We start from the raw sequence: 24,440 nt of genomic DNA on the forward strand, positions 1-24,440 counted from the left end.
CATACTGTTAACTTCTTCTAATTCATTCATCAAATTCATATTTCAGCCCGTCCCTGCTGGGCACAAATAAAAAACCATCAAGCGGCCAGCGCTTGATGGTTTCTATCGGTACCCAAAATTAAAGTAGGTAATGCAGCAATAGCGCCTACCTTCGTACACACGATAGCACCCACTTGATTAGCAATTAATAATTCTCCGATACAAAGTACTTGTTGATACACTAAGCTTCCTTGTGTCTCTTTCAGCAACTCCAGTTCCTCCTAAACTCATTCCCAATAAATTATTTATTATACTTTCCAAATATTTTTTAAATTCCAGTACGTACATTCTGTGATGGTCACTTCGCCATTGTGTTCAAAAAATTCGATTCCCGAACGAGCTTCTGTAGGATAAATCCGACTGGTCATTGCTGCTTGACCTTCATTCGCAAACAGCTCGACCGAAGAGCGATCTAAGAATAGGTGCATCGAAGTGATTTGTGCTATAGTCGTAGCTTTCTTACTAATTGTAATCCTTTGTATTCATTATTTAGCATGGTTACTGATGTTTGTAATCTTTTCGGGGCGCTCCATCCTCTCCTAATTCAAGCTCTCCAACATTGGAGAAATGAACGTTCAACCTCTTCTGATCCCTTCCTCAAACTCATGCTTAAGCCTGTTGATAAATCTTCGGACCGTTTTTGAGCCTTGTTTAGAAGCTGAAACAATAGAACCTGGAGTATGCTGATCAGAAGATCGCAGCTCGATCGTCTTCATAATCTTCTGAGAATCCTCAAATGTTTTTATAAAAGAATAATCCATACCGATCGTAATCGCGAGTCCTGCCGCAACTGCATTCTCAATGGCTCGGGTATTATTGCTTATAAAAAGGATATTCATCGGCCCAGCCTTCAGTAAATATCGCTCCACAAAGTCCTGTATGTAATGATCATCGTATAAAACCAATGTCTGACCTGCTAACTGTTCAGGGGTAATCATTGTATTTAAAGCTAATTGTGAATGAGGATGTACGCCTACAACAATCTTTCCTTCCATTAATTTCTCAAATACGACCCCTTTATGTTGATCTGATAAGCCCTCCGGCGAGACCATCAGTCCGATATCCACTTCATCCTGAAGCACATTATCCAGAATCTCTTTAGGTCCCTTTTCAAAAATCTCTATTTTCACATTTGGAAAATCCATCTTAAAACCAGAAATAACCTTCACTATTAGATGCATAGGTCCCGGAATTGTAGCAATCTTCAAATGACCGCTTAACGTATCACTGTAAATCTGTGCTTCAGCTTTTAATTCATTAACTTTCATTAGGACTTCATTTGCTTTGCTGATTATGACCTGTCCTTCTGCTGTGGGAACTGCTTTTTGGCCTCGCGAACGAATGAACAAAGCAACTCCCAGCTCCGCTTCTAACAGTGTTATAGATTGGCTTATCGCAGACAGGGTGATATGACGATTCTGAGCGGCTTTGGTTAGTGAACCAATCTTTGCGACTTCTACGATATTCTCGCATTGCTCTAAATTCATTTGAATCACTCCCTAACTTAATATTTACTTAATACCTATTAAATTTACTTAAATTTTAATTAATTTGGACTAGTGTTAGAATGTAAATAAGTTAGTAAATAACCTTTTCACCATATGACCCTATATTTCTAGTATAACTATATTTCTCGAGGAGGAATCACAAATGACAGACAAAAGAGTAGCCGTAATAACAGGTGGAGCCAGTGGAATCGGGAAACAAACCGCTATTAAATTCGCAAGCAAAGGTGACCAAGTGGTCGTTGCCGATTTCAATCAACAATTAGGTGAAGAAACAGTAGCACAGATCATCAAGGATGGTGGCGAAGCGATTTTCGTCAAAACCGATGTTTCAAAATATGAAGAGGTAGAAGCACTGGTTGAAAAGACCGTTACCACTTATGGAAGAATTGACGTCATGTTCAACAATGCCGGGATCGGCCGCGTCACTCCTGTACTAGACCAAGACCTTAAGGATTATCATAGTGTTATTAATGTCAATCAGCATGGTGTTGCCCACGGTATTATTGCGGCAGGTAAAAAAATGCGTGAACTCGGCATCAAGGGTGTGATCATCAATACTGCTTCTGTATTTGGATTCCTGGCTTCCCCAGGTACATTCGCTTATCACGCTTCCAAAGGTGCGGTCATAATGATGACCAAATCGGCAGCGCTTGAAATGTCCGTTCACGGTATCCGCGTACTCGCCGTTGCTCCAGGTGCTGTAGATACCCCAATTATCCAAGGATATAAAGACCAAGGAATGGTCGACGAGATGAAGAGCAAAGTCATGGGTAACAAATTAACGCTACCTGAACAAGTTGCTGATACCGTATACTTGCTCTCCTTGCCAGAAGCTAGCGCAATTAACGGTAGTGTTGTAATGGCGGATGAAGGTTATGCTTCATTTAAATAAAAATGTTATATAAAAAATCCAAGGCTCCCCGCGCGGGATGTCCTTGGATTTTTTTATACTACTCCCATGTTCTTTGTTCATTAATTTCCAGCTTACGTTTAAATGCCTGATCCAAATCAATATCCAGCTTATTGGCCAGATCAAAAATATTCCACACCACGTCGTACATCTCATATCCTAAGTTTTCTTTTTTCTCACCATCAGGATCGAAGGATACGGACAGTACCTCTTTGGACAATTCCCCCACTTCAGTCATTAAGTACAACATTCGCTGCTCAATGCTACTAGTGTCAAAACCTTTGGTTTCACTGAACTTCTTCACATACTGTTGAAACTCAGATGTATTCATTTTCTTACGCCTCGCTTTTCGGATATAAAGTTATGTAAAGTAATTATTCCTGCGCATTCTCCAATTATCATCCTTTTGATCGAAGAACACAAACGCCCCAATGCTAAAAAAGAAGCAACTCCTCAATGAATGAAGAATCGCTTCCTTTGCATTTTACCTTCACTACGAAAGGAATCAACAGTTCTATACTGTACAGAATCCTTTACTTCCCTTGGGCGAACTATTTACTAGCCGCTGTTTCAGCCACTCTGCGATTATGGAAATGACGGACATCAGGGCGTTCCAGTCCCAGATGTTCACGAAGAGTACTGCCTGTATATTCGGTACGGAACAAGCCACGTGCTTGCAAAATAGGTACCACATGATCTACGAATTCATCCAAGTTGCCTGGCAGTACAGGTGGCATAATGTTAAATCCATCGCAGCCATATTCTTCGAACCACAATTGCATAAGGTCAGCTAATTGTTCGTAAGTTCCAACAAACTGCATATGACCTCTTGCACCAAGCAAACGGCGTCCTAATTCTAGAATGGATAATTTGTCCTTACGAGCCATATCCATAATCAGCTGAACCCGGCTCTTCATTCCATTCGATGCTTCTACTGGATCAGGAATATCAGGCAGCTGTCCGTCCACTGGAAATTCGGACAAGTCAAATTGCAACATCCCAGACAACATACCCACAACAGCAGCAGGAGGAATCAGTTCCTGCAGTTCCTTATATTTCCGCTGTGCTTCCTCTTCAGTCGCTCCGATAATCGGGGACAAACCAGGCATAATTTTTAAGCTGCCGCGTTCACGGCCGTAATTTGCTAATTTAGAATTGACACTTTCATAAAAAGCCTTGGCTGCTTCAAGTGACTGCTGTGCTGTGAAGATCACCTCACCAAAGCTAGCTGCAAAATCTTGCCCTGGAGCAGAAGAACCGGCTTGAATAAGTACGGGATACCCTTGAGGTGAACGAGGTACATTGAGAGTCCCTTTCGTAGAATACCACTCCCCTTTGTATTCCACTTCTTTGATCTTCGTCGCATCCGCAAATTTCCCTTCTTCGCGGTTAACGATCAGAGAGTCATCTTCCCAGCTGTCCCAGAGAAGCGTTGCAACCTCAACAAATTCCCGTGCCATACGGTAACGGAGTCCATGCTCAGGATGCTCCGGCTTCCCATAGTTATAAGCTTCCACATCGAGCTGAGAAGTAACTATGTTCCAGCCAGCTCGACCTTCACTAATATGATCTAATGATGCAAATTTGCGGGCTACATTATAAGGTTCGTTATACGTGGTTGATACAGTAGCTGTTAATCCGAGTTTTTCTGTATCTGTCGAAAGGGCAGACAGCAGGGTCAATGGGTCCAACATACCCGAAGCTGCTTGATCCGCCCCCATTACATACAACAAATCCGCTAAAAACATCATATCGAACTTCCCGCGCTCGGCAGTCTGTGCCAATTCGCGATAAAATTTATAGTTGAATATTTTATCCGCTCCTGATTCAGGATGGCGCCAGCCATAATGATGATGACCTGAATAATAAATAAATGCACCTAAATGTAGCTGATCTTGTCTAGTTCCCATAATGACCCTGCCTTTCGTATTCTAAGTTCGTTAACCTTTGAATGTATCACGCCAATGAAGCCATCTTCTCTCGAGCAGGCGAATAGCTGAGTCCGAGAGTTTTCCGATTACGGCAAAGATTGAAATCCCAACAAATACAATATCTGTTTGCGAATAAGCTCTGGCATCTTGAATCATGTAGCCTATACCCGCACTAGTTCCCATCATCTCCGCAACGACAAGTACAAGCCACGATGCACCAAGCGACAACCGAATACCAAGTAAAATGTTAGGTAATGCGGCTGGAATAATCATTTTGCTAAGCAGCTGCCATCTTGTATATTGGAAAATGCGGGATACTTCAACCAGCTTGATATCAACATTGCGTATCCCAAGGAAGGTGTTTAAGTACACCGGGAAAAATGCACCTAATGAAATCATTAATATTTTGGAAAACTCGCCCACACCAAACCACAAAATAAATAACGGAATAAGGGCAAGTAAAGGTATTGTTCGAAGCATTTGCAAAGAGGGATCTAGTGTTCGTTCTACTAATTTCCCAAGTCCTGTAGATAAACCAAGCAGCAGGCCCGTCGCAGACCCCAATAAAAACCCAAGTCCTGCACGATAAGCGCTAATCCCCAAATGTCGGAGCAATTCACCGCTGGCAATTAAAGAGAAGAACTGGGCAATGATGCTAGATGGAGCAGGCAGTGTTGTCGCAGAGACTAAATGGAGCGCCGCGGCCACTTCCCAAATCGCAACCAAGGCAAGGGGTACGATCCAGCCATGCAGTTTTTTCGGAATCCATTTTAACGCATCACCTTGACGCTCTATTTTAGTGCTGGATGTATGTTCGCTCATGATCCTTTATCTCCTTTATAACTGTCCTGCCACCTCAGCAATCTAGATTCTAACAGCTTAACGAGTGAGTCTGACAGCTTCCCTACTACGGCAAACACGATGATCCCAACGAACACCACTGTAGTCAAAGAGAACGATCGCGCATCATTGATAAGATAACCAACACCTGAGCTAGAGCCCATCATTTCCGCAACCACAAGACCAAGCCAAGCAATTCCCACTGACAAGCGAATGCCTAAAAAGATGTTTGGCAGTGAAGCTGGAATGATTAACTTGCTGACCATCTGCCATTTACTGAATTGCAGGACTCTCCCCACATCAAACAGCTTGTCATCCACCGAGCGGATTCCCAGGAATGTGTTTACGTATAATGGGAAAAACGAGCCTTTAGCAATCAACAATATTTTGGACGTTTCACCGAATCCGAACCACAAAATAAATAGCGGAGCAATTGCCAAATGGGGCAGCGTGCGCAGCATTTGCAGCGACGGATCCAGCAAACGTTCTGTTTTGTATGAAAAGCCTACCCACAGTCCAGCAGCTAAGCCAAGCCCTCCCCCAATTAGGAAACCAAGCAGTGCCCGCCAAGCAGAGATGCCCAAATGTCTCGCCAGTTCACCGGATGCGGTCAGGCTGACCAGTTCCAACCATATTTCGCTTGGCCTTGGCAGCAATATGGGATTGAGCTTTCCCATCGCTCCGGCTATTTCCCAAATGAGAAGAATAGCTACCGGCAAAATAAGTCCAAGCAATATATTCGTCGTTTGGATGGAAAGACCGCGTCTCTTTGCCGGATTCTTTTTTTGTATAAGTGGTGAGATCACAGCTTTTTCAGCACTGAATTGCATGTCACAACCTCTTTTCTACATCTGTGGTTTCATCTCTTATTTCAAAGGTTCCTTCAGTGCTGCCTCGATAAATTGATTATCCGTTATTTTGGAAACTTTAATTTCTTTACGAATGTTCTTGATTTTATATTGAAAATCAGCCGTCTTTTGCATTTCTTCGACAATGGCATCACTTATTGCGATGTTAATCATTTGCGCACGTTCAAACGTTCCTTCTATAACTGCCGCCGGGATGTTCCGTTCAGCAGCATATCTTTCTGTCGCTTCAGCGCGGTTATCTTTTTCCCAGGCAATAGCTTTATTAGTGACCTTTAAGTAAAGAGTAACTAGTTCTGGATATTTCTCTGCGAACGCTGAACGGGAGATCACAAAGGAAGGGGATAATACGCCCAATTGCTTTCCGTCAGTCAATACTTTCCCTTTACCAGTCAATGCATTTAAAGTAATATATGGATCCCATGTAGCCCATGCGTCCACTCCACCTGATTCAAACGCGGGTTGTGCTTCATCAGGCTGCAGCTGAATTACTTCAAAATCTGAATCTTTAAGTCCGGATTCCTCGATACCGCGATAAAGGAAGTTGTAAGCATTACTGCCTTTTGTAACAGCTATCTTCTTCCCCTTCAAATCCTCCAGTTTCTGAGCAGTACTGCTGCCAGGCACAAGAAGCGCAACGTTATTCGTACCTTCTAATACTTGAGAGATAATTTTAATAGGGATACCCGCCGCTTGCGCTGCGATGATTGGCATGTTGCCAAGGGTCGCTATGTCCAGCTTATTTGAAGCGATCGCCTCTGTCATTGGAGGTCCACTTTGGAACTCCGTCCATTCTACTTTGACGCCCAGCTTATCAAATTCCTGTTCAAACCATTTTTCCTCACGGGCTTTGCCAAACAATCCTCCGCTACCTTGCACGCCAATCTTAATGCTCACACCTTCATACTTGTTGGCGTCATTCTTTCCCGCACTCTTCTCATTAGAAGCGCAACCCGTTGCAAATACAGACAAGACAAGCATAACAAGTAATAAATTGCGAAATAGTTTCATGGATCATTTCTCCCCTTTTTTTTATAAAAATGAACTCTCTTTATCTAGATACCAGCTCCAACATCAATCGCTGGTTCCTCTACTTTCTCAAATTCACTCAAGACCAGTCGGCGTAGCTCTTGGAATGAAGTACTGGATCTTTTGCGCGGAAACGGTAAATCGATAGGAAGAATATTGCGAATATGCCCAGGTCGAGGATTCATAATAACTACCCGCTCTGCCAGGAATACAGCCTCATCCAGATCATGAGTTACAAATAACATAGTCGTCTTATTGCTCTGCCAAATATCAAGAAGCACCTCTTGCAGATGTGATCTAGTAAAAGCGTCCAGTGCACCAAAGGGTTCATCGAGCAGTAAAACATCCGGATTACGCAGTAAAGCCCTAGCAATAGATACCCGTTGTGCCATCCCACCTGACAGCTCACGCGGATAGGATTTCTCAAATCCCTTTAAGCGAACAAGCTCAATCAGTTCATCCACCTTTTTACGAACCTCCGGGTCTTTGAGGGATAGATTCGCTGCAATATTATGCTCCACTGTCAGCCATGGAAAGAGTCTTGGCTCTTGAAAAATAAATCCCTTCTCAATACTCGGGCCGTCAATCTGCTTGCCATTTAGTAGAACCGTACCGCTGTAGCTGGTATCCAGCCCTGCCACAATTTTCAGCAAGGTGCTTTTACCACAACCGCTGGGACCAATAATCGTAATTAATTCGCCTTTGTTCACCTTCAGCTGAATATTGCTTAAAGCGATAACATCACCTGCAGGAGCGGCGAATACTTTGTTCAAATGTTCGATAACCAGTGTTTCTTTAGACACTCCGTCCACCCTTTCCGACCATTAAATTATAATTATGCATATCTGTTTAATTGGTATTTAACGCAAAAAAAGAAATGAGTATTCCCGGATTCATATCCGATTATTCGCCTCGGTTTAATTTTATTTATCTTATCAGTGATATTCCTCACATGTCAAACATTATTTTCCAAGTGAATGTGCATTTTGTGAAGGAGGGGGTTGAGCATAAAAATACCGCTCATTTATTGGTTTTTAGGACCGATAATTAAGCGGTATTCATTAGTTTCTTAATTGAAGGCATTTTAAAGTATCTCTAGTTTGGTCACTGGTTTAAATCCAGCAGTCTTTTGCAATTTCATATTATGCTCAAAATTTTGACCCACTTCCATATTCTAAGATCATCTAGTGGCGCCATTTCATCTCTAGCTTTTCTTTTCTCATTATTAGAAAGCGCATACCATTCATAAACTAAAACTATCTAAATTGAACTGATTGCAAACATTATTTCAGCTTCACACACTAATTCATTATTTACCGTGGCAATACCTTTTCCTTTGACGACCTGTCCCTTCATTCGAGTTACTTCGTATACAAGCAGAAGTTGTTCTCCTGGTTTTACTTGACGTTTGAATCTACAATTATCGATCCCAGTCAATAAACCAATTTTATTAGTACCGATCATTTCATTGGACATAATAATACCACCAACTTGTGCCAATGCTTCTACAATTAAGACCCCAGGCATAACCGGATAGTTGGGAAAATGTCCACTGAAATAAGGCTCATTAATTGACACATTTTTAATTCCAACAGCTCTTTTCCCATCTTCAATTTCCAATATTCTGTCGACTAATAAAAACGGATATCGATGAGGAATTACTTCTTTTATTCTTTCAATATCAAGCATGAATTGCCTCCTCTTGATTGGTTTTACTGCAATTTCACAACCATCTATGTAGCTAACCACCTTATCAAGCTATACGCTAATCTAATTCCTTTTTTCATTTCCATATTTAGTATATCAAACCCTACAATTCCATTACAGTATTTAAACCCTTTTCTTATTCATAATTAAATAAAACACGGAGGCTACCACACTTCTTTCCAGATAAAATGGAGTTATAAGACGCCCTCTGGGCAGGCTTAGTCATATTGTTCTAAATTGATTTTCCGATTCTACGAACAACTTTATGTGAAATGATTGATGTTGTTTGTAAACAGTGTTACTCTATCAACGGTAAACTCAAAGTCTATGATCTTCTACACATCTGTTAATATTCACTAATTCTGTATAAAGAAAGGTAATACTATGATAAAAGTTGATAACTTATCCTTCTCATTTCCGCAAAAAGAACTATATAAAAACATTACATTTACGCTTGAAGAGGCACAACATTGCGCTTTTATAGGAACAAGTGGCAGTGGTAAAAGTACACTGATCGATATACTGATGGATCCAGAAAAATATTTGTTCGAAGGCAAGTTAGAAATTGACCCAACCTGCAAAATTGGATATGTAAGTCAGTTCTCACAAGTAGACAGAAGTAAAGAAACAACCGTTTTTGAATATATAGGAGAAGAATTTATTAAGATACAAAATGAAATAACAACTATTCTCTCTGAAATGGAAACATCATCAGATATTGATTCATTACTCGAAAAGTATCAATTAGCTCTAGATGCCTTTGATTTAATGGATGGAAATGATTTTGAAAGCAATATTAATAAGAAACTAAATTTAGCCAACCTTTTGAAACTAAAAGATGCTAGGGTATCCGACCTAAGTGGTGGGGAATTTAAGCTTATTCAAGTGATGAAGGAAATGCTGACTCGTCCAGACTTAATGATTATGGATGAGCCCGATGTATTTTTAGATTTTGAAAACCTAAATGCACTTAAAAATCTTATTAATGCTCACAAAGGAATATTGCTAGTTGTTACGCATAACCGTTATCTATTGAATCATTGTTTTAACAAAATTATACACCTTGAAAACATGGAGATCCAAGAGTTCGATGGGCGATATATTGAGTATAACTTCTCATTACTTCAGACGAAAATTGAGTTACAAGAAATCGCAGTCGCTGAACAAGAAGAAATTGAGAGATACGATGACATTATTGATAATCTTAGAGCGATCGCAACCTATAATTCAGAAGCATCTAGAGGGAGAGCGTTAAAAGCTAGGGTTAAGTTTCAAGAAAGATTGGAAGCGCGAAAAATTAAAGCACCATTCGTTGATATTAAGCAACCGGAAATCAGTTTTTGTGTGGACAATGAAATTGAAGAAGACATCACTGTTTTAAATGTGAATGATTATAGTGTTTCCTTTGATGAGTTGATTTTAGAAAATGTTAACTTTGAGATGAAACCTACAGATAAAGTAGCCCTTATCGGTCCAAACGGTACCGGAAAAACGACTTTACTTCGAGATATCTTTAAAAATAATCATGATTCAATTAAAATACATGATGATGTTAAAGTGGCTTATCTTTCTCAGCTTCAAGACGAAGTGCTAAAGGATTCTAATACCATACTAGAAGACTTCATCGATGCTGGGTTTGCAACTTATGACGAGATTAGAGCACATCTTTCAAACTATGGTTTTGAAGGAGAAATTCTTAATCAAAAAATAGAATCTTTATCTGGTGGCGAAAAAAACATACTGCAATTGGCAAAAGTTTCTGCTAGCAAAGCAAACTTATTGCTTCTTGATGAACCTACAAGCCATTTAGACACCTATACACAAATCGCACTGGAGAAAGCCATTGAAGACTATAAGGGTGCGATTCTCATGATTTCTCATGATTTCTATTCTGTAGTAAATGGTATGGATTATGTATTAATCATTGACGATAAGACGATTAGAAAAATGAGTATGAGAAAATTCAGAAAGATGATTTATGCCAGTCATTTTGATAAAGACTATTTAGAAAATGAACAAAATAAAAAAGCAGTTGAAATGAAAATAGAATTAGCTTTAAAAGACAATAATTTTGAACTTGCAAAAGGTATGGTTGACGAGCTAGAAGAGCTGATTAAACTGCTTTAATAATTACAATCCTCTGGCGGAAAAGTATAAACAAAAAAGACACTGATGAATAAGATCTCAGTGTCTTTTTGCTGCATTGATTTGTTGATAGCTCTTGCTATGCATTACATACCAAGCATACGTTCTTTAAGCAGGGGATATTTTCTAAACGCAAATAATAAACGCCATTCCATATCAACGGGTATTTTCAGAATCGCATTCATTTAATCGTAATTTTTTTAAGCTCAAAAATAGTTGCCTCTGATAACAAGATAAGCCTATCGTTATTAACAACAAAAAAACTTAAAGGTATTCCAAGGTTTGTAGAAGGGTCACTTATATTTATTACTTTTACTACATCATTTATATTTAAGTCTGGGATATCTATTTTATATAATCTATAAAAAGAGTCAGAGTTATAACATGTCGCTGTAATCTCATATAATGGTTTTTTAAGTTCATATTGATAAACACTATAGTTTTTAAGTCCTTTTGATGAAAAAAAGTCTTTTTTGATGATAATTTCATCTCCAATAAATTTTTGCCCTGTTGGATATTCAGAAGCATCATTATATGAATTTGCAAATCCTAAAAGCTTCTCAACTTTCCAAGTTCCATAGAAATCTTTTTCAGTTTCACTATCCAAATTTATACTTTCTTGAGCACAATATACGGATGTGTTTTTTGGAATAATAGACTCATCCGTTTCACGTTTAGGCTCATTAGAAGTATTTGGATTTGATATCATTTCAACATTCCCATTAGCCGATGCTAACATCAACATTATCATAATACAAACCAATAATATCTTTTCCACATTTCACACTCCCACTATTTTTCAAGTTCATATGTCTCCTTCTAAATTAAACATTTGTTTTATCAGATGCTAAATTGTTCCATTAGAATCTCTATAATCAACTCTATTGAAGAAAGTTAACTGTTCATACCTCGATGTATCAAACTGTCCAAGAACAAGTTTTAAGCTTTCTACACTGAGCTTTTTTTGATTTTTCTGATAATTTTTGAGTTCTCGATTTTCCCACAAGCATTCTTTGTTATTTCATTTTCAATACTATTACATCAGTGATTTTAATTGTGTATGTAGATATACTACAACATAAAATTATCAATTTGAAATTCAAAATCAGTCATAAGCAAACACTCCTCCATTGGATTTACCGAACCCAATAAAGGAGTGAAATTTATACATATACAAAGAAGAAATTGATTGGCTTTAAATTACCTAATAAGAAGTTTGTAGGCAAAATTGTTTTAGCCTAAACACCTTCCAACAATTCAAAATCACTTACCACGCACTGCCCCTAACCCTTTCAACTAACCTTATGCTCAATCCGCAGCTTGTCGGCTACCATGGCAATAAATTCCGAGTTCACTCCGGACAAGCTCGCTCACAAAACGCACAACGACGCGGAAAGTTGGGCGTGAACACTTCGCTATTGCATTAAATACTGCGCACCTTTATCGGAACGTTTAGCGAAAACTTATCGCTAAAGGAGGCGCAGACAAATGGCACGAAAAGATCCTAAATTTACGTTTGTATCGAGAGGAGGCAAGGGCGTTAAACTATCGCTCTCTAAGCATATTACGCAATTTCTCGATTCCAAACGGTTAGAAAATCGCTCACCTAAGACCATATTAGCGTATAAGCAGGTGCTTGATCAATTCCGTAAATGGTACGATGGTACGGAGTATGCCGACTTTACTACGGAAATTCTGCGTGAATATATCGAGTATCTCACGTTTAGTAAAACGAAATGGGACGACCATCCTACAAGTCCTAGCGGAAGTGTGGGATTGTCGCCTCGAACGGTAAACAACGTTATAAGAAATATGCGCATCTTTTTTAATTATCTTGTCAAGGAGAGGATAATTACGCATTCTCCTATGGACGCTGTATCCTACCAACGCGAGGAAAAGGATACCTTCGAAGTATTCTCTGATGATGATGTACTTCGACTTCTCAGCGCCCCTAACCGACGAGTTTACACAGGTCTCCGCGATTATTGCATGATGCTAGTTCTTTGTGATTGTGGGTTACGTATAAAAGAACTAACTGGGTTGCGTGTCTCAGACGTAGACTTCAAACTTCGCCAAATAGTAGTTCGTGCAGAGATAGCTAAGTCAAATACTACGCGGGTTGTTCCTGTTTCACAGCGCACACTAAAAGAATTGGAAAAGTTGATATCATATATGGATGTTGATGGGGCAGACTATCTATGGTTAACTCAATTTGGTGAGCGGTATTTAGGTGACACTTTCGGGAAGATGCTTAAACTCTACGCTAAAAGAGTTGGGGTTGTTGGTCCGCGAGTCTCACCACATACTTTCCGTCATTATTTCGCCGTGAAGTTTCTGCGAGGTACGGGTGATCCTATCGCTCTCGCGCGTATCCTAGGACATGTCTCTCTAGAAATGACTCAAGTATATGTTAGATTTACAGGAACAGACTTACAAGAGCAGCACCGTAAAGCTTCACCAGTAACGCAGTTAATAGATAGTGGTACTGAGAAAAAGCGTGGAAAGAGAATGTTTAAATAAAAGAAAGTATAATCAGCCCGTCAGTTATTGGCGGGTTGATTGTTGCGCATATATAATAGAAGCGTTATAATATACGAACATACATTCGCAAGCTAAACGGAGGTATTCGCTATGAAAACAATGCCCGCACCACCAACTCCGGATGACCTCGCTTTAATCGCACCGGCCGTCACTCTTCCGTTAGTTATCGCCGCGCTTAAACGGGATCGCCTCGTATTTATGGAACCCGGACTCCTAAAAACGCCGTCCCCGTATACCGACGTTATCGACACCGCCATTGCTCGCGCGACTACGGATCTCGACGCTGCTAAACGCGAAGTCTATCGGCGAGGTTTACGCGTAGTTTCTACCGAGCGTGTTGGCGCAAATATCGTAGCGCACTATCTCTGTCGCGGTCACAGTGGAGAAGTCACGGTCGACATAAATGGCGGCATGGACGTTATGCGCGCGTATCTTACGCTTTTCGATAACTCCGTTCCCGCGCCTTAATCTCCGCCAACACTTCCGCAATCGGGCGGCCGTATTTCCGCGAGTGTGCCGCCGTGAGCGCCTCGTTATCTACGGACGCATAGCGCTTGCCGACGGGAACTAACGCATCCGCTACGAATGGCGCTTCGTACTCACCTTCCCGCAGCCAACACGCGATAAACTGATACTGGCGCGTAGCTTCGAAAGCCTGCTGCGGATCGTCGAACGTTTTCGAGAGAACACCCTCGCTCCCAAAGCGCGGATCGCGTAGGCGACCGCTTTACCCCTAGCGTATGACGGCGGGCTTGTACGTTATGCCGGACGAACTCGCGAAAATAAACGAAAAAAAGGCGCAGCCCCTACGGATATTACTCCGCAAAGACTGCGCCTTATATTACGTAACTACTTCGTTATTAATTCACCGCTAGACGTCCGCACAATTAGTGTTTTACACTTCGGACATTTCGCGCTTCCGCCCGGTAACAGAGTCGTACGTCCGCACGTAGGGCAATCGACTTTCTCCGCAGTTGCGGTCTGTTTAATAGCGATTACTACCGCGATGATTATCCCGACTACAACTCCGAGTACGATTACGCCTAATAACATATACGCTCGACCTCCGTTAATTTACGTTACTCTTATTATCGGAGAGTTTCCGCATTTTGTAAATATGCGTAGACTATTCCGACTTATCTTTGTTCGCTGCGTCAGAAATGCCCTCCGCCAGCATATACGCAACACACGCACCGACCGCGCCGATGACGCCGGTTACGTGCAGTACCGTATTATCACCCGCGCCCGAAGCCGTAAGTACCGAAGTAGCTAACGCAGCGAGTAGCGCCCATAACTTCCGCGAGGATAATTTACGCATGATATCGTTTTTACTCATATTATTTCGCCTCCTTAATCGTAACACTCGCGGTCTTCGTAACGTTATCCCACGCGATTACAGCGCCAAACTGGTCGGACATCTCGCGCAATGGAACGTATACTGCTCCGTCAATCAATACGCCATCCTTCGCTTTACATCCGTTCACTACTACGTTCGCTTTATATACGATCATATCGTTATCCTCCTGTTTAATCGGATTTAACTTCGGCTCACTTACGCGTGCCGATAGGTGCGCCTCTACTAGCGCTTTAAATGCCGTCCATCCGGTCCATTTACCGCTATCGTACATTAAGCGCGGGCATATTTTGCCGGACCAATCGTAATGCCGGCGCAGGCGTTCCGTACCCCATCCGCGTTCCTTAAGCATCGACGCTACGAGACTCGCTGCGTTATCGAGCGTCTTCGCATAGTTACCCCTTTCGCATATCTCTACGCCGATCGACGTACGGTTGCCGGATTTAGCTGCGCTTCCGTCTCCGCTATGCCATGCGTTCTCATTCAGCGGTAAACATTCGATTGCCTCACGCTCATCGACTACGATATGGAATGACGCTTGGCGCGCGTTCGTTGGATTCGTTAGCCATGCGCGTTCATTCGCTGCCGAGGACGTCGGGTTGCCCGTATTGTGAATCGTAATTGTAGTCGCGCTCATAGCGTATCCAGGCCGCCGATTGCACGCGGTCGTTTTCGGTATATAATCCTTGCGGTAATTAAAGTCACCCATATTTACGCAACATCCTTTCCGTGTACTATCGTTTTAATATCGCGGACATCGAGCGCTAGGTTCTCGTATTGACCGGCCAGCGCTTCGAATCGATCCGTCAGTCCTTCCGCCAGCTTCATCAAGCGGTCTTCCCGCGCGATTGCTTCGCTGTGCATCCGTTCGCGTTCCGTTTTCGACTCCGCAGTAATGCGTTCTTCGCGCGCTTTGGCTTCGTCGGATATGCGCTGCATCTGCTTCCATAGCGCGTATCCAATAATGGCGGCAGCGAGCGCAAATATTCCGTTCTTTGCGATTTCGGACCATACCGTTTCCATTACGAAGCCGCCTCCGTTTCAGGCGTTGTATACTCCTCTAGCGCGTTGACGATTTCGTCATATAACGTTTGAAGTACCGCTAAACGTGCCTCTGCGTTAGGGAGTCCGGCCAAAACTACACCAATAGTCGCATTAAGTTCTGGTGCGGGATTAGATGTATCTATCGTACATTCGAGTAACGTGCGCACTTTCATATAACGTCTCCTTTACGTAAAAAAGAGCCCCGCCAGTTCAAGGCGCGACTCTTCGTTATTTTCACATATTCGATTACGGTTTCATTGCGTCGAGCTGCGTTTGTAGCTCTGCGACACGTGCTTCGGCAGCTTTAATCTCCGTTTCAAGTTTCGTTATTTCCGCTTTAGTTTTCGTGATGTTGGTCTTTAAGGCATCCGCAGCACCGGGTAAAGGCTCTGCACGAGCTGCGTCCGCAGTAAGGGCATCCTCATATGTTTTTAAAGCTTCCTGCGATGCCTTTAGTAACCCCTTTGCACTGGATATGGTACCGCGAAGCTGAGCTTGTTCATTAGCTAGTGCTAGAGAGTCTGGTCCGAGTACGTAATCTCCTGTCTCGTTTACCGTTATGTCTGACATTTTTATCGTCTTCCCCTCTACTGTCAGTCCAACGCCCGCCGCTTCGGATATAGTGCGGACGGGCGCGTATGCTTTTCCGTCAATAATGATAGCATCTCCGATTGATTTTCCGTTCTTCTCAAGAGAGTATACTCCTTGTACTTTAGCGCCTATAAGTTTGTTTACTGGACCTGCTAATGCTGAGGTTCCGGCGAAAAGAGTAAGACCTACTAATATACCTGTCACGAACTTCTTCATTACACCACGCTCCCGATTTCCGATATTTTCCTACATTAGTATTATCGTCATACCGGCGCTAAAGTTTCAATAAGTTTATTGTTGAGCGTGGTCGTGCGTAAAGCCTGCGTAGGAGGACCATGTGTAAACAGCCCCGTTAACATCTTTAAATTGTGTACCATTTGGGATACCGTGGTTGTGTCCGCCGGCATTAACGGAACTTGTGGACGTTCCTTTATCAGCTTTGTTGGACAATGCAGAGGATAGTCCGCTGATATGCGTCATCTGCAGACCTTTGATACTATAAGCTGAGTTAAAATCAAGTTGACCTTGAAAATATATACTGCCCGCCATTGCGGATATCTGCATATCAACGGATGAAGCAATAGCAAACAACCCGTCGCCCCCGTTTATATAACCGCTGCGCCCTCCGCCAGTTTTATCGAAAGTAATCGCGCTCATTCCATAGCCAGAGTCCGCGTATATCCCGATTCTCCGCGTCCCTGATGCGTCATATGTTCGCCAACCCGACGAGTCTACTTCGAAGCGCGCTCCGGATATTCCAGTTCGAATCAATGCGCCAGTTATCGTTCCGCCTGTGATCTCGCCGTTAGCCGTAATATTTCCGGTGAAGTACCCATCCTTCCATGTTGAGGCGTTTAAATTTGACGTACTGATATACGCGCTATTTGCGGTCAGTTTATTGAGTACGACGTTACCCGCCATATCTAACCGGAAGGGCGCGGAGTTGAAATCGTCATGACCTGCGCTGATACCGTTAGTATTAATCTTGACTACGTTGTTTCCGCTGCCGATAACCATCGATACGAAACTACCGAGTTGCCCCGCGATTACCTCCGCCGCAATTCCGGTCGCCGTTATCGCTGTCCGCGCAGTCGCTCCGCCATCCGTCGTTAAGATAAGTCCGTTTGACGTTAATATGACTTGATCGGAGGGGTCCGTTTTCGACTGCAGGACGATTCCGCGTTCATCGTATTTAATCTCCGTCTTACTCGCGTTGATCTCGTTTACCGCCAGCCGCGCGAACTCTTCGAATACTTCCGCTCTGATTCGCCCGCCACTAAACACGTTCTCTATCGCACGCCGCCCCGCCTCCAAGTCCGCGAGTATTTGCGTATAGTCACGTTTCATTACGTTAGCAACGGTTAGCTGCGTATGTTTATCGGGCGCATACGGATACTCCGTCATCTCCGTAATTCGTGCGCTGATGCCCGTTAAGCCGAGCGCCGGATCAACGAGCGTAACCGTATCGCCGAGGCCGGGCCGCGCTTCTTGCTTATCGATCTTAAATAAATCCGCAGCACTAACGGATACTTCAAGCGCCGGCACCTCACGTTCAGCCAAGCGCAATCTCGCGGCAGCTACGAGCTTAAGCGGATCGGTTACGTCCTGCTCCGTTAATAGATCGTCGTAAAACGGCACACTATCCGATGCCCACGCGTCAGCATACGGTGACACGAGGTAATTGACGCGGAGGATTCCGTCTGTGATTGCGCCAGGTATCACGCTAAGACGCGCTTGTTCGTCCGCGGTTAATATCGACGCAGGCTGACCGATCCATGTCCGCGAGTCTTTCATTTCCGCATAAAGTCGCGTACATAATGACGATGCGCTGTCCGTAAAGGATGCCGCGATTAAATTGCGCGTTACTTGAATCCGATAGTCTGACGCGGGATTGCCGACCTTCTTACGTAGATGAAGCGTGAAGTTATCCGGCTCAACCTCCGCGCCATACAGATTTATGACCGCGTTGAGCGCTTCAAGACAGTTGCCGCCGCCGAACGCTTTAACATCCGCGAGGTCGAACGTATCATCGACCGCAATAGAAAAGCGCCCACCGGTTGCCGCCGAGATGAGCGCTGTTAATTGCGTAATATGGATTCCGTAGCCTTCCTTTATATACGAAGCGTACGGAAATTTATAATCCGCCAGTTTAAACATGACGTGTGAACACGATATTTGTGCGGTAAGCTTACGGTCTTCACGTGATCGTTCGCGTTTGTTAATTACGTAGTATTGACCGCGCTCGTCCATTACGTGCCCTTTTAGCGGCAACTTATCGCGGAAATCATCGGACGTCATCGGAACGGTAAAGGTCAGCGTATAATCTGCGTTGGTCCGCCGCGTTCGTGTGATGTCGTAAGCATCGCGCAGAATACCGATGCGCTTACGGAAACGGTCGTACGATTGCAAAGCGTTAATCAAAGGCGCACCTCCTTTTGCTAGCGCAATTGCGCGTTAATATAGATAGCGGTCACGATGCGTAATGCGCGTTAGGATTTCGCGAGCTGCTTCGTTGTCTGCGTAGGTGACTTCGTTCAGTCCGAGTCCGAGCTCGAAGAAGTCTCCGTCGAGTAAATGGATTGCGTTAACTCCGTTCAGCGTGATCGTCTGCTTCTTAACGTCGATGACGAGTTTATCGCCCGGGCTAAACCCGCCAGTAAACGCGAGCTTATCAACGTGCATATAGCGGACTTTTGCGTTAAATTGCGTGGCTGAACGGATGCCCGCCGTGTGTAGGCGTTCGCGGATCATTGACGTGATCAACTCCGTAGCCGATTCGAATACTGCGGCGGACGGTATGTCGCGAGTTGGGGCTCCGTCGAACTTCGTTTCGGTGTCAAATATGATACCGACCGCGAAGTCAGCGTTTAAGCTTGCGGATACGGACGAGTCCGAGGCGATCGTAACGTTAAAGAACGTTTGGATAACGTAAGGGCGATTAAAGGAAGCGCGATTGAATGCGCCGAGAAACGACATAGGCGTGCGTCTCCTTTCGTGTGGAATGCGAAAAGCCCCCGCTTGTGATTGCGGAGGCACGTGCGTGTGAATTCGGTTAGTTCGCGGTATGGTCCTACTATGACACTTACCTTTTTGTTTCAGCTACAACTTTCTTACTAAAAACACTGCTGTGCATAATACTTACGGCTTTTTTGCCTAGTGCATTTGAAGGCACCTCTATATATTTGTGGGTAAAATGCGCAACTGGTAAACTCAATATTGGGACGAAAATAAAAGCTATTTCTATCGGCATTATTTTTCCTAAGAAGATTGTAGTTAACATCATAACTGGAATGTGTATTAAATACAGACTATAGGAAACCTTCCCTAACCATAGTAGCGGCTTTTTTGTAAGGAATTTACTAGTTGTGCCTGAAGTTAGAATGAATACAAACAATAACAGTATTCCCAAAACAGATACAAAATCTTGAAGAATTTTATTTTGAACATTAAAAACAGGGTATATCCACCGGCAATTAATTAAGATTAAGGCCAAACAAATTAATCCCAACTTTTTAATATTGCTCATGGTTTTCAAGGAAGATAGGTTCTCTCGATATTTAGAAAGAAAAGCTCCGAATATAAAGAAGGTACAATAATAAACGCTATCTTTAAACCCACCCATTATCCCTGTTATCGAATTATCCCCCAGCATTGTTGATGCTAAATGTAATGCTAGATAAAAAGCTAAATTCAAACACAAGGATATTAATAAAGCTTTAATAAACCTATATTTTAAAATTATCACTAAAAACAAAGGAAATACAATCGATATTCGCATTTCATGAAACAATGACCATACAACCCCATTAACATTTGCCGTGTCTGTGTCTAGCATTAAGAAATAAGCCACGATTGCTTTTAATGAAACCGCATGATCCCAGCGATTTTCATAAGTACTACTTAATCCGTCCACATCTTTGACCCCTGCAAACAATGTTACAAGAACAACGGATAATATCATGACAACGATATACGGCATATATATCCGGAAAAATCTGCGCACGATATACACATGATAAATCGGAGGTCTATCGCCCATGAATGGGATGGTTAAAACAAATCCACTTAGGACGAAGAATAGTAAAACAGCCTCATTTCCCGCCCAAAAAGTGTGAAGTGGACTGATGGTTAAAATCTCTACAAACGTATTTGAGAATTCAAGGTGGTAATTAGCATAGTAAAAAATATTAAAAGATAGCAGACAGTGAAAGATAACAACAATGAGAGAGGATATTCCTCTAAGTGCATCCAGTGATTCTATTCGATTTGTGTGATTCACATTTACGCTCCTTTATGTAGAAACATTAGTTAATACTACCATTCGACATAAGAAGCGTAAATACTCATTTGTTCTACCAAGTTGAATCCTTAGCAACTCTTATCCACTGATTTGTGTTATGGCAGACATACAAATAAGAAGCATCTGATGTCCACGTTCCTCTAATTCCTACGCTTGACGGTGATACCGGCACATTTCTTACGTATGAGTTTAAGTGATATAGGCTATTACCATCATGGAAACTTAGTATCTTAGAAGTGTTATCATATTGAATAATTCCAGCAGAAGAAGCTAACCCAACAGTCGCTAAATCCATTTGGATAAAATCTGTTACTAATTTTCTGCAATCTACGTTCGTAGGGGTGGTAATGTCACCAGATGCCCCGATTTTTTTCACTTTCACATCTCCGTAGTCTGATCCTGCATTATTTCTAAATGATATTTCGTCAGCGTTAGAAATTTCAATTGTAGCTCCGGAGCTTCCTGATTTTAATTCGATTTTATTTCGTCTAAATCTAGCACTGCCGATAGATAGTGCCTTTATTTCAGGCAATACCAAACCATTCTGGAGGTACAGATCAGTTGTCATGCCAAGATATTGAATGTTTGAAGTTCCTTTTAAGTTTTTTATGTCACTCCCACTTGTCAGACCGATAAACCATCTTCCATTTCTACCAACTGCTGAATAATAAACTTTATAGAGGCCGCCTTCTTTAATTAAGCTAGAACGGTAAATCATCCCATTATCCCACGCAAGAGTATCAGTACTGGGGCTTAATATTTTTTCTGGTACTGTGAAGGAAATGTTATCGACAGAATTCCAATAATACAAATCACCCGACGAACCTTTTGTGTAGTTACAAACAAATTCATACCCTAAATCCGTTTTAGTTATATCTAAATGCCATGCCGTATAACCATCAATGACATTAGGCACGTTCAATTTTCTTTTTTTATTCCAAGTGAACCCATCAACACTTTCATCATACATGATAAATCTATCTTGATTGATGTACCACATTTTATACAGATTATTCTCATATATTAATGCTGGGGCTACTACCCTTTCACCGGTTAAAGCACAATCTATCATTAGCTCTCGCTCAGTCCACACCGTCCCATTCGTTGATGTTTTTCTGAATATCTTAACATCATTAGAATTGGTAGCATACCTATACCAAAGCTCCATTACTCCATTTTTAATAAAAATATGCCCGTCACTCATAAATCCACCAATTGCAATTTCTCCTGCCGTCGGCTGATCTATGGGATTTCCGTTAATTGCATACCAAGTAACACCGTCTGATGAATACGCAACTGATGGATTTTCGTAATCATCATCCCCTGCCGGATATGGCGTATAAGATAACCACCATTTCCAACCACCGAATGCAGTATCCAATTTCAAAACTTTGGGATGTGTACTTTGATTGCTTCCATCGTACGTTGGGATAAATAAAGGCGTTTGTGCGTTAGCAACACCCGCCACTTCTAATTTCGACGCAGTATCCGCCACATTCTGCCGCAGCGCATCCGCATCGTATGCCGTAAAGTAACGCGCCACTCCTACGCCGATCGCCCACGCCTTCGCCGCCGTCCCGCTAAATCCACGCGTTACTCCCGTCAGCGTATTTCCGCTTTTTCCCGTATACTTAATCGTCTCCGCCGTCTCATCTACGCCAATCGTCGCAATATTCGGAGCGTCCGGTAATTTCGACGCATCCAATACGGAGACAGTCGTTGCTACGTCCGTGATTGCTGCGGTCAATTCCGTTACCGGACTATTCGCTTTTGCTGCGAACATTTCTACCTGCGCCATCTATAAAATCCCCTCTCCGCTATTATTGCGTGAATTTAACCGACGTACTTGATACCGCGAAACGTGGACGGTCGCCGACGAGTAATGTACGCGGATTATCGAGCGGTTTCGTCCATAATAGACTTCCGCCAGTTGCCGCCGTACGTAATCCGATATGCGTTACGAGTCCCCAATCCGCAGTAGCAACGGGGAATACTACTTCTGCGGTGTTCGCTACGGTTTGTTGTCCGCTAACGAGCGTCGGCGCTCCGAATGTTACCGCCTGCCGTGCGTATGAGCCTCCGCTTACTTCCGTGCCTGTATCCGCTGCTGTCGGGTCCGATTTATATAGCGCAATGTAAACGGTAGCTGGTCCGGTAAACGCCGTATTGCGTAAAGCCGCGTTAAGAAGCGCCGCGCTCAAGTAGTTCGAAATTTGCATCGCCATTATTCGTTTCCTCCTATTTTTTGGACAACGCAAAAAGGCCCGGCATAATTGCCGAACCCTCGCGTTTCCTTCGTTTAATCTTCGAGCGTATATTCGTTAGTTATCGTAAATCCGTTAACCGTCGACGATCCCGTATTCGCCATCGTAATAACCGGCCGCGCTCTTACCTCCGCTTCCGACTCGATCGCCACCGCTTGCAATGGCGCATCTATCGTATACTCCGTTAGAACTTCACTACCGGTCGGCCACGGATCATTCATGCGCAGATTGACGTCAATCAAACGTGATCCTGTCGCACCGAGCGCGAGCGTACCTGCGTAAGTCGCTACGTAATACTTGCCGGGCATGTCCGCAAACTCTAGCGTAATCTCTCCGCGCTTAGCGTTAAACGTCCGCGCTAAATACGCCAATGTCCTGTGAAACTCCGCGGCGCTCGACGTAATCTCGAACGTTAGTCCGATCGTACGCGGACCGTAGGAAGCACCGAAATCAACGACGCCGTCCGTATTCGCGAGCTTGACCGTATTGTCTTCGGTCTCCGGCAAGACCGGCAAGTTACGTTCATATAGCGCGGCTCCATGCTCCGATAACCAAACGCCATTTACCGCTACATCGTACGTACTCATGCGGCGCTCACCTCCGGCGGTATCTCACTATAACGCGCTAAGGCTTCGTCTAAAATAGCGTCTATCCGGTCGAACTCCTCGTAAGAGATTCGGATTAACGGAATGCCGTGCGCCTTACAATACGTGGTTTTAATGCGGTCTCTGCGTTGAATACTCTTATACTCGAGAAGCATATCACCATCACCGCGACCGAAGGATACTGGCTGAAAATGCTGCACACCGTCGTACTCAATAAGAACGTCGAGGCTGGGAAAGTGAACAGCAAAATCGAACGGCAGTGGTCGGTCGTTTCGGCAGTCATTGAATCTATACTGCGGGGTAAAGGCATATTTATGCTCAATTAAGTACCTTCGAACAGTGGTTTCTCCGTGAGACTCAACGCAGTGTGGGCAGCGTTTGCCAGAAAGAAAGTTGTTAGGGTACACAAGGTATGAACCACCACAAATGTTATGGCGCATGTCTATATATGCCCTGGCACTCGTGTATTCTCCAACAACGCTATATTCGTCACCCACAAGCAAGGCCACTTCCTCTTTAAATTGCGCAGAGGTTTTCCGTTTAATTTCAGTAGCGCAGTGAGGGCAACGTGTTCCGTTTAGAAAGTTGTTTGGTGCTACTGAGTAGGTGTTGTTACAACAAGTATGGAGGATACTTACGTGTATCAAAGCGCCAAGGTAATCGCTAATGAGTGTGTATTCCCCATTTGTTCGGACATTTACAGCTTCCGCAAACGCTTCTGTGGTCCAACGCATTGATTTTCTCGCTCCAGGGTTGCGCGCTTCAA

General features: G+C 43.1%; 28 protein-coding genes. 5 read left to right on the forward strand and 23 right to left on the reverse strand.

All coding sequences use genetic code 11. The features are described from left to right. Positions 1 to 77: 77 nt before the first annotated feature. The 3 genes from ACN6MV_RS21775 to ACN6MV_RS21785 all read right to left on the reverse strand — a co-directional run bounded on the left by ACN6MV_RS21775 (position 78) and on the right by ACN6MV_RS21785 (position 1,526). Positions 78 to 248, reverse strand: coding sequence for a hypothetical protein (locus tag ACN6MV_RS21775; protein WP_375103492.1), 171 nt, complete (start codon positions 246 to 248; stop codon positions 78 to 80). 39 nt (positions 249 to 287) lie between these two features. Next, positions 288 to 467, reverse strand: coding sequence for a GH32 C-terminal domain-containing protein (locus ACN6MV_RS21780; protein WP_375103493.1), 180 nt, complete (start codon positions 465 to 467; stop codon positions 288 to 290). A 147-nt stretch (positions 468 to 614) separates the two neighbouring features. Continuing rightward, positions 615 to 1,526, reverse strand: coding sequence for a LysR family transcriptional regulator (locus ACN6MV_RS21785; protein ID WP_419884810.1), 912 nt, complete (start codon positions 1,524 to 1,526; stop codon positions 615 to 617). 163 nt (positions 1,527 to 1,689) lie between these two features. On the opposite strand from ACN6MV_RS21785, the gene ACN6MV_RS21790 reads away from it, so the two are divergent. Next, positions 1,690 to 2,439, forward strand: a complete 750-nt coding sequence (locus ACN6MV_RS21790; RefSeq protein WP_076121845.1) for an SDR family NAD(P)-dependent oxidoreductase — start codon at positions 1,690 to 1,692, stop codon at positions 2,437 to 2,439. A gap of 58 nt (positions 2,440 to 2,497) precedes the next feature. Here ACN6MV_RS21790 and ACN6MV_RS21795 read toward each other — a convergent pair whose 3' ends face one another. The 7 genes from ACN6MV_RS21795 to fabZ all read right to left on the reverse strand — a co-directional run bounded on the left by ACN6MV_RS21795 (position 2,498) and on the right by fabZ (position 8,812). Continuing rightward, a complete protein-coding gene (locus ACN6MV_RS21795) occupies positions 2,498 to 2,788 on the reverse strand; it encodes a MazG nucleotide pyrophosphohydrolase domain-containing protein (RefSeq protein WP_419884811.1) in 291 nt (96 codons plus the stop codon). Positions 2,789 to 3,008: 220 nt separating this feature from the next. After that, complete coding sequence (locus ACN6MV_RS21800) at positions 3,009 to 4,367, reverse strand: LLM class flavin-dependent oxidoreductase (RefSeq protein ID WP_419884812.1); 1,359 nt, start codon at positions 4,365 to 4,367, stop codon at positions 3,009 to 3,011. A gap of 30 nt (positions 4,368 to 4,397) precedes the next feature. After that, positions 4,398 to 5,210, reverse strand: coding sequence for an ABC transporter permease (locus ACN6MV_RS21805; RefSeq protein ID WP_375103496.1), 813 nt, complete (start codon positions 5,208 to 5,210; stop codon positions 4,398 to 4,400). After that, a complete protein-coding gene (locus ACN6MV_RS21810) occupies positions 5,207 to 6,058 on the reverse strand; it encodes an ABC transporter permease (protein ID WP_419884813.1) in 852 nt (283 codons plus the stop codon). The genes ACN6MV_RS21805 and ACN6MV_RS21810 overlap by 4 nt, the downstream gene beginning before the upstream one ends. Positions 6,059 to 6,094: 36 nt before the next feature. Further along, the gene (locus tag ACN6MV_RS21815; RefSeq protein WP_419884814.1) at positions 6,095 to 7,105 is read right to left on the reverse strand and encodes an aliphatic sulfonate ABC transporter substrate-binding protein; all 1,011 of its coding nucleotides are present in this window, start codon (positions 7,103 to 7,105) and stop codon (positions 6,095 to 6,097) included. A 44-nt stretch (positions 7,106 to 7,149) separates the two neighbouring features. Next, positions 7,150 to 7,926 carry an ABC transporter ATP-binding protein gene (locus ACN6MV_RS21820; RefSeq protein ID WP_283908407.1) on the reverse strand — a complete coding sequence of 259 codons (777 nt, stop codon included), beginning with the start codon at positions 7,924 to 7,926 and terminating at the stop codon, positions 7,150 to 7,152. 457 nt (positions 7,927 to 8,383) lie between these two features. After that, positions 8,384 to 8,812 (reverse strand): 3-hydroxyacyl-ACP dehydratase FabZ, encoded by a 429-nt coding sequence (fabZ, locus tag ACN6MV_RS21825; RefSeq protein ID WP_375103499.1) that lies wholly within the window; start codon positions 8,810 to 8,812, stop codon positions 8,384 to 8,386. 402 nt (positions 8,813 to 9,214) lie between these two features. Here fabZ and ACN6MV_RS21830 point away from each other — a divergent pair, with 402 nt between their 5' ends. Continuing rightward, positions 9,215 to 10,957: an ABC-F family ATP-binding cassette domain-containing protein gene (locus ACN6MV_RS21830; RefSeq protein ID WP_419884815.1), complete on the forward strand. Its 1,743-nt coding sequence runs from the start codon at positions 9,215 to 9,217 to the stop codon at positions 10,955 to 10,957. Positions 10,958 to 11,156: 199 nt separating this feature from the next. Here ACN6MV_RS21830 and ACN6MV_RS21835 read toward each other — a convergent pair whose 3' ends face one another. Further along, a complete protein-coding gene (locus ACN6MV_RS21835; protein ID WP_419884816.1) occupies positions 11,157 to 11,753 on the reverse strand; it encodes a hypothetical protein in 597 nt (198 codons plus the stop codon). A gap of 710 nt (positions 11,754 to 12,463) precedes the next feature. On the opposite strand from ACN6MV_RS21835, the gene ACN6MV_RS21840 reads away from it, so the two are divergent. Both ACN6MV_RS21840 and ACN6MV_RS21845 read left to right on the forward strand, forming a co-directional pair. Next, positions 12,464 to 13,495: a tyrosine-type recombinase/integrase gene (locus ACN6MV_RS21840; protein WP_419884817.1), complete on the forward strand. Its 1,032-nt coding sequence runs from the start codon at positions 12,464 to 12,466 to the stop codon at positions 13,493 to 13,495. 111 nt (positions 13,496 to 13,606) lie between these two features. After that, entirely contained in the window at positions 13,607 to 13,984 is a 378-nt protein-coding gene (locus tag ACN6MV_RS21845) for a hypothetical protein (protein WP_419884818.1), read from the forward strand. A 381-nt stretch (positions 13,985 to 14,365) separates the two neighbouring features. Here the strand turns inward: ACN6MV_RS21845 and ACN6MV_RS21850 are convergent, their stop codons facing one another. The 12 genes from ACN6MV_RS21850 to ACN6MV_RS21905 all read right to left on the reverse strand — a co-directional run bounded on the left by ACN6MV_RS21850 (position 14,366) and on the right by ACN6MV_RS21905 (position 23,656). Beyond that, entirely contained in the window at positions 14,366 to 14,569 is a 204-nt protein-coding gene (locus tag ACN6MV_RS21850; RefSeq protein ID WP_076106522.1) for a hypothetical protein, read from the reverse strand. Positions 14,570 to 14,642: 73 nt separating this feature from the next. Further along, positions 14,643 to 14,852 carry a hypothetical protein gene (locus tag ACN6MV_RS21855; protein WP_419884819.1) on the reverse strand — a complete coding sequence of 70 codons (210 nt, stop codon included), beginning with the start codon at positions 14,850 to 14,852 and terminating at the stop codon, positions 14,643 to 14,645. Position 14,853: 1 nt separating this feature from the next. Further along, positions 14,854 to 15,579, reverse strand: a complete 726-nt coding sequence (locus ACN6MV_RS21860) for an N-acetylmuramoyl-L-alanine amidase (protein WP_419884820.1) — start codon at positions 15,577 to 15,579, stop codon at positions 14,854 to 14,856. 2 nt (positions 15,580 to 15,581) lie between these two features. After that, positions 15,582 to 15,893 (reverse strand): hypothetical protein, encoded by a 312-nt coding sequence (locus ACN6MV_RS21865; RefSeq protein ID WP_419884821.1) that lies wholly within the window; start codon positions 15,891 to 15,893, stop codon positions 15,582 to 15,584. Next, on the reverse strand, positions 15,893 to 16,087 hold the full coding sequence (locus ACN6MV_RS21870) for a hypothetical protein (RefSeq protein ID WP_419884822.1): 195 nt from the start codon (positions 16,085 to 16,087) through the stop codon (positions 15,893 to 15,895). Before ACN6MV_RS21870 ends, ACN6MV_RS21865 begins: the two co-directional genes overlap by 1 nt. A 73-nt stretch (positions 16,088 to 16,160) precedes the next feature. Next, positions 16,161 to 16,721, reverse strand: a complete 561-nt coding sequence (locus ACN6MV_RS21875) for a hypothetical protein (protein ID WP_419884823.1) — start codon at positions 16,719 to 16,721, stop codon at positions 16,161 to 16,163. 75 nt (positions 16,722 to 16,796) lie between these two features. Then, positions 16,797 to 18,926: a phage tail protein gene (locus ACN6MV_RS21880; protein WP_419884824.1), complete on the reverse strand. Its 2,130-nt coding sequence runs from the start codon at positions 18,924 to 18,926 to the stop codon at positions 16,797 to 16,799. A 33-nt stretch (positions 18,927 to 18,959) separates the two neighbouring features. Beyond that, positions 18,960 to 19,481 carry a phage distal tail protein gene (locus tag ACN6MV_RS21885; RefSeq protein ID WP_419884825.1) on the reverse strand — a complete coding sequence of 174 codons (522 nt, stop codon included), beginning with the start codon at positions 19,479 to 19,481 and terminating at the stop codon, positions 18,960 to 18,962. Between the two features lie 106 nt (positions 19,482 to 19,587). Then, positions 19,588 to 20,784 (reverse strand): acyltransferase family protein, encoded by a 1,197-nt coding sequence (locus ACN6MV_RS21890; protein ID WP_419884826.1) that lies wholly within the window; start codon positions 20,782 to 20,784, stop codon positions 19,588 to 19,590. A gap of 73 nt (positions 20,785 to 20,857) precedes the next feature. After that, on the reverse strand, positions 20,858 to 22,603 hold the full coding sequence (locus ACN6MV_RS21895) for a hypothetical protein (RefSeq protein ID WP_419884827.1): 1,746 nt from the start codon (positions 22,601 to 22,603) through the stop codon (positions 20,858 to 20,860). A gap of 22 nt (positions 22,604 to 22,625) precedes the next feature. Next, positions 22,626 to 23,030: a phage tail fiber protein gene (locus ACN6MV_RS21900; RefSeq protein WP_076297448.1), complete on the reverse strand. Its 405-nt coding sequence runs from the start codon at positions 23,028 to 23,030 to the stop codon at positions 22,626 to 22,628. Between the two features lie 74 nt (positions 23,031 to 23,104). Beyond that, a complete protein-coding gene (locus ACN6MV_RS21905; protein WP_419884828.1) occupies positions 23,105 to 23,656 on the reverse strand; it encodes a phage tail domain-containing protein in 552 nt (183 codons plus the stop codon). A gap of 146 nt (positions 23,657 to 23,802) precedes the next feature. Between ACN6MV_RS21905 and ACN6MV_RS21910 the strand changes: the two genes are divergently transcribed. After that, positions 23,803 to 24,000, forward strand: a complete 198-nt coding sequence (locus ACN6MV_RS21910) for a hypothetical protein (protein ID WP_419884829.1) — start codon at positions 23,803 to 23,805, stop codon at positions 23,998 to 24,000. Positions 24,001 to 24,440 lie beyond the last annotated feature (440 nt).

Source organism: Paenibacillus sp. B-A-8 (assembly GCF_048572915.1).
Lineage (GTDB): Bacteria > Bacillota > Bacilli > Paenibacillales > Paenibacillaceae > Paenibacillus_AQ.

Excerpts from the sequence above, each read along its gene's own strand:
- ACN6MV_RS21845 (WP_419884818.1), top strand. The coding sequence starts at position 13,607 with ATGAAAACAATGCCCGCACCACCAACTCCGGATGACCTCGCTTTAATC.
- ACN6MV_RS21865 (WP_419884821.1), bottom strand. The coding sequence starts at position 15,893 with ATGGAAACGGTATGGTCCGAAATCGCAAAGAACGGAATATTTGCGCTC.
- ACN6MV_RS21795 (WP_419884811.1), bottom strand. The coding sequence starts at position 2,788 with ATGAATACATCTGAGTTTCAACAGTATGTGAAGAAGTTCAGTGAAACC.
- ACN6MV_RS21850 (WP_076106522.1), bottom strand. The coding sequence starts at position 14,569 with ATGTTATTAGGCGTAATCGTACTCGGAGTTGTAGTCGGGATAATCATC.
- ACN6MV_RS21855 (WP_419884819.1), bottom strand. The coding sequence starts at position 14,852 with ATGAGTAAAAACGATATCATGCGTAAATTATCCTCGCGGAAGTTATGG.
- ACN6MV_RS21885 (WP_419884825.1), bottom strand. The coding sequence starts at position 19,481 with ATGTCGTTTCTCGGCGCATTCAATCGCGCTTCCTTTAATCGCCCTTAC.
- ACN6MV_RS21900 (WP_076297448.1), bottom strand. The coding sequence starts at position 23,030 with ATGGCGATGCAAATTTCGAACTACTTGAGCGCGGCGCTTCTTAACGCG.
- ACN6MV_RS21785 (WP_419884810.1), bottom strand. The coding sequence starts at position 1,526 with ATGAATTTAGAGCAATGCGAGAATATCGTAGAAGTCGCAAAGATTGGT.
- ACN6MV_RS21805 (WP_375103496.1), bottom strand. The coding sequence starts at position 5,210 with ATGAGCGAACATACATCCAGCACTAAAATAGAGCGTCAAGGTGATGCG.
- ACN6MV_RS21860 (WP_419884820.1), bottom strand. The coding sequence starts at position 15,579 with ATGGGTGACTTTAATTACCGCAAGGATTATATACCGAAAACGACCGCG.
- ACN6MV_RS21870 (WP_419884822.1), bottom strand. The coding sequence starts at position 16,087 with ATGAAAGTGCGCACGTTACTCGAATGTACGATAGATACATCTAATCCC.
- ACN6MV_RS21815 (WP_419884814.1), bottom strand. The coding sequence starts at position 7,105 with ATGAAACTATTTCGCAATTTATTACTTGTTATGCTTGTCTTGTCTGTA.
- ACN6MV_RS21895 (WP_419884827.1), bottom strand. The coding sequence starts at position 22,603 with ATGGCGCAGGTAGAAATGTTCGCAGCAAAAGCGAATAGTCCGGTAACG.
- ACN6MV_RS21800 (WP_419884812.1), bottom strand. The coding sequence starts at position 4,367 with ATGGGAACTAGACAAGATCAGCTACATTTAGGTGCATTTATTTATTAT.
- ACN6MV_RS21790 (WP_076121845.1), top strand. The coding sequence starts at position 1,690 with ATGACAGACAAAAGAGTAGCCGTAATAACAGGTGGAGCCAGTGGAATC.
- ACN6MV_RS21810 (WP_419884813.1), bottom strand. The coding sequence starts at position 6,058 with ATGCAATTCAGTGCTGAAAAAGCTGTGATCTCACCACTTATACAAAAA.
- ACN6MV_RS21875 (WP_419884823.1), bottom strand. The coding sequence starts at position 16,721 with ATGAAGAAGTTCGTGACAGGTATATTAGTAGGTCTTACTCTTTTCGCC.
- fabZ (WP_375103499.1), bottom strand. The coding sequence starts at position 8,812 with ATGCTTGATATTGAAAGAATAAAAGAAGTAATTCCTCATCGATATCCG.
- ACN6MV_RS21840 (WP_419884817.1), top strand. The coding sequence starts at position 12,464 with ATGGCACGAAAAGATCCTAAATTTACGTTTGTATCGAGAGGAGGCAAG.
- ACN6MV_RS21780 (WP_375103493.1), bottom strand. The coding sequence starts at position 467 with ATGCACCTATTCTTAGATCGCTCTTCGGTCGAGCTGTTTGCGAATGAA.
- ACN6MV_RS21830 (WP_419884815.1), top strand. The coding sequence starts at position 9,215 with ATGATAAAAGTTGATAACTTATCCTTCTCATTTCCGCAAAAAGAACTA.
- ACN6MV_RS21905 (WP_419884828.1), bottom strand. The coding sequence starts at position 23,656 with ATGAGTACGTACGATGTAGCGGTAAATGGCGTTTGGTTATCGGAGCAT.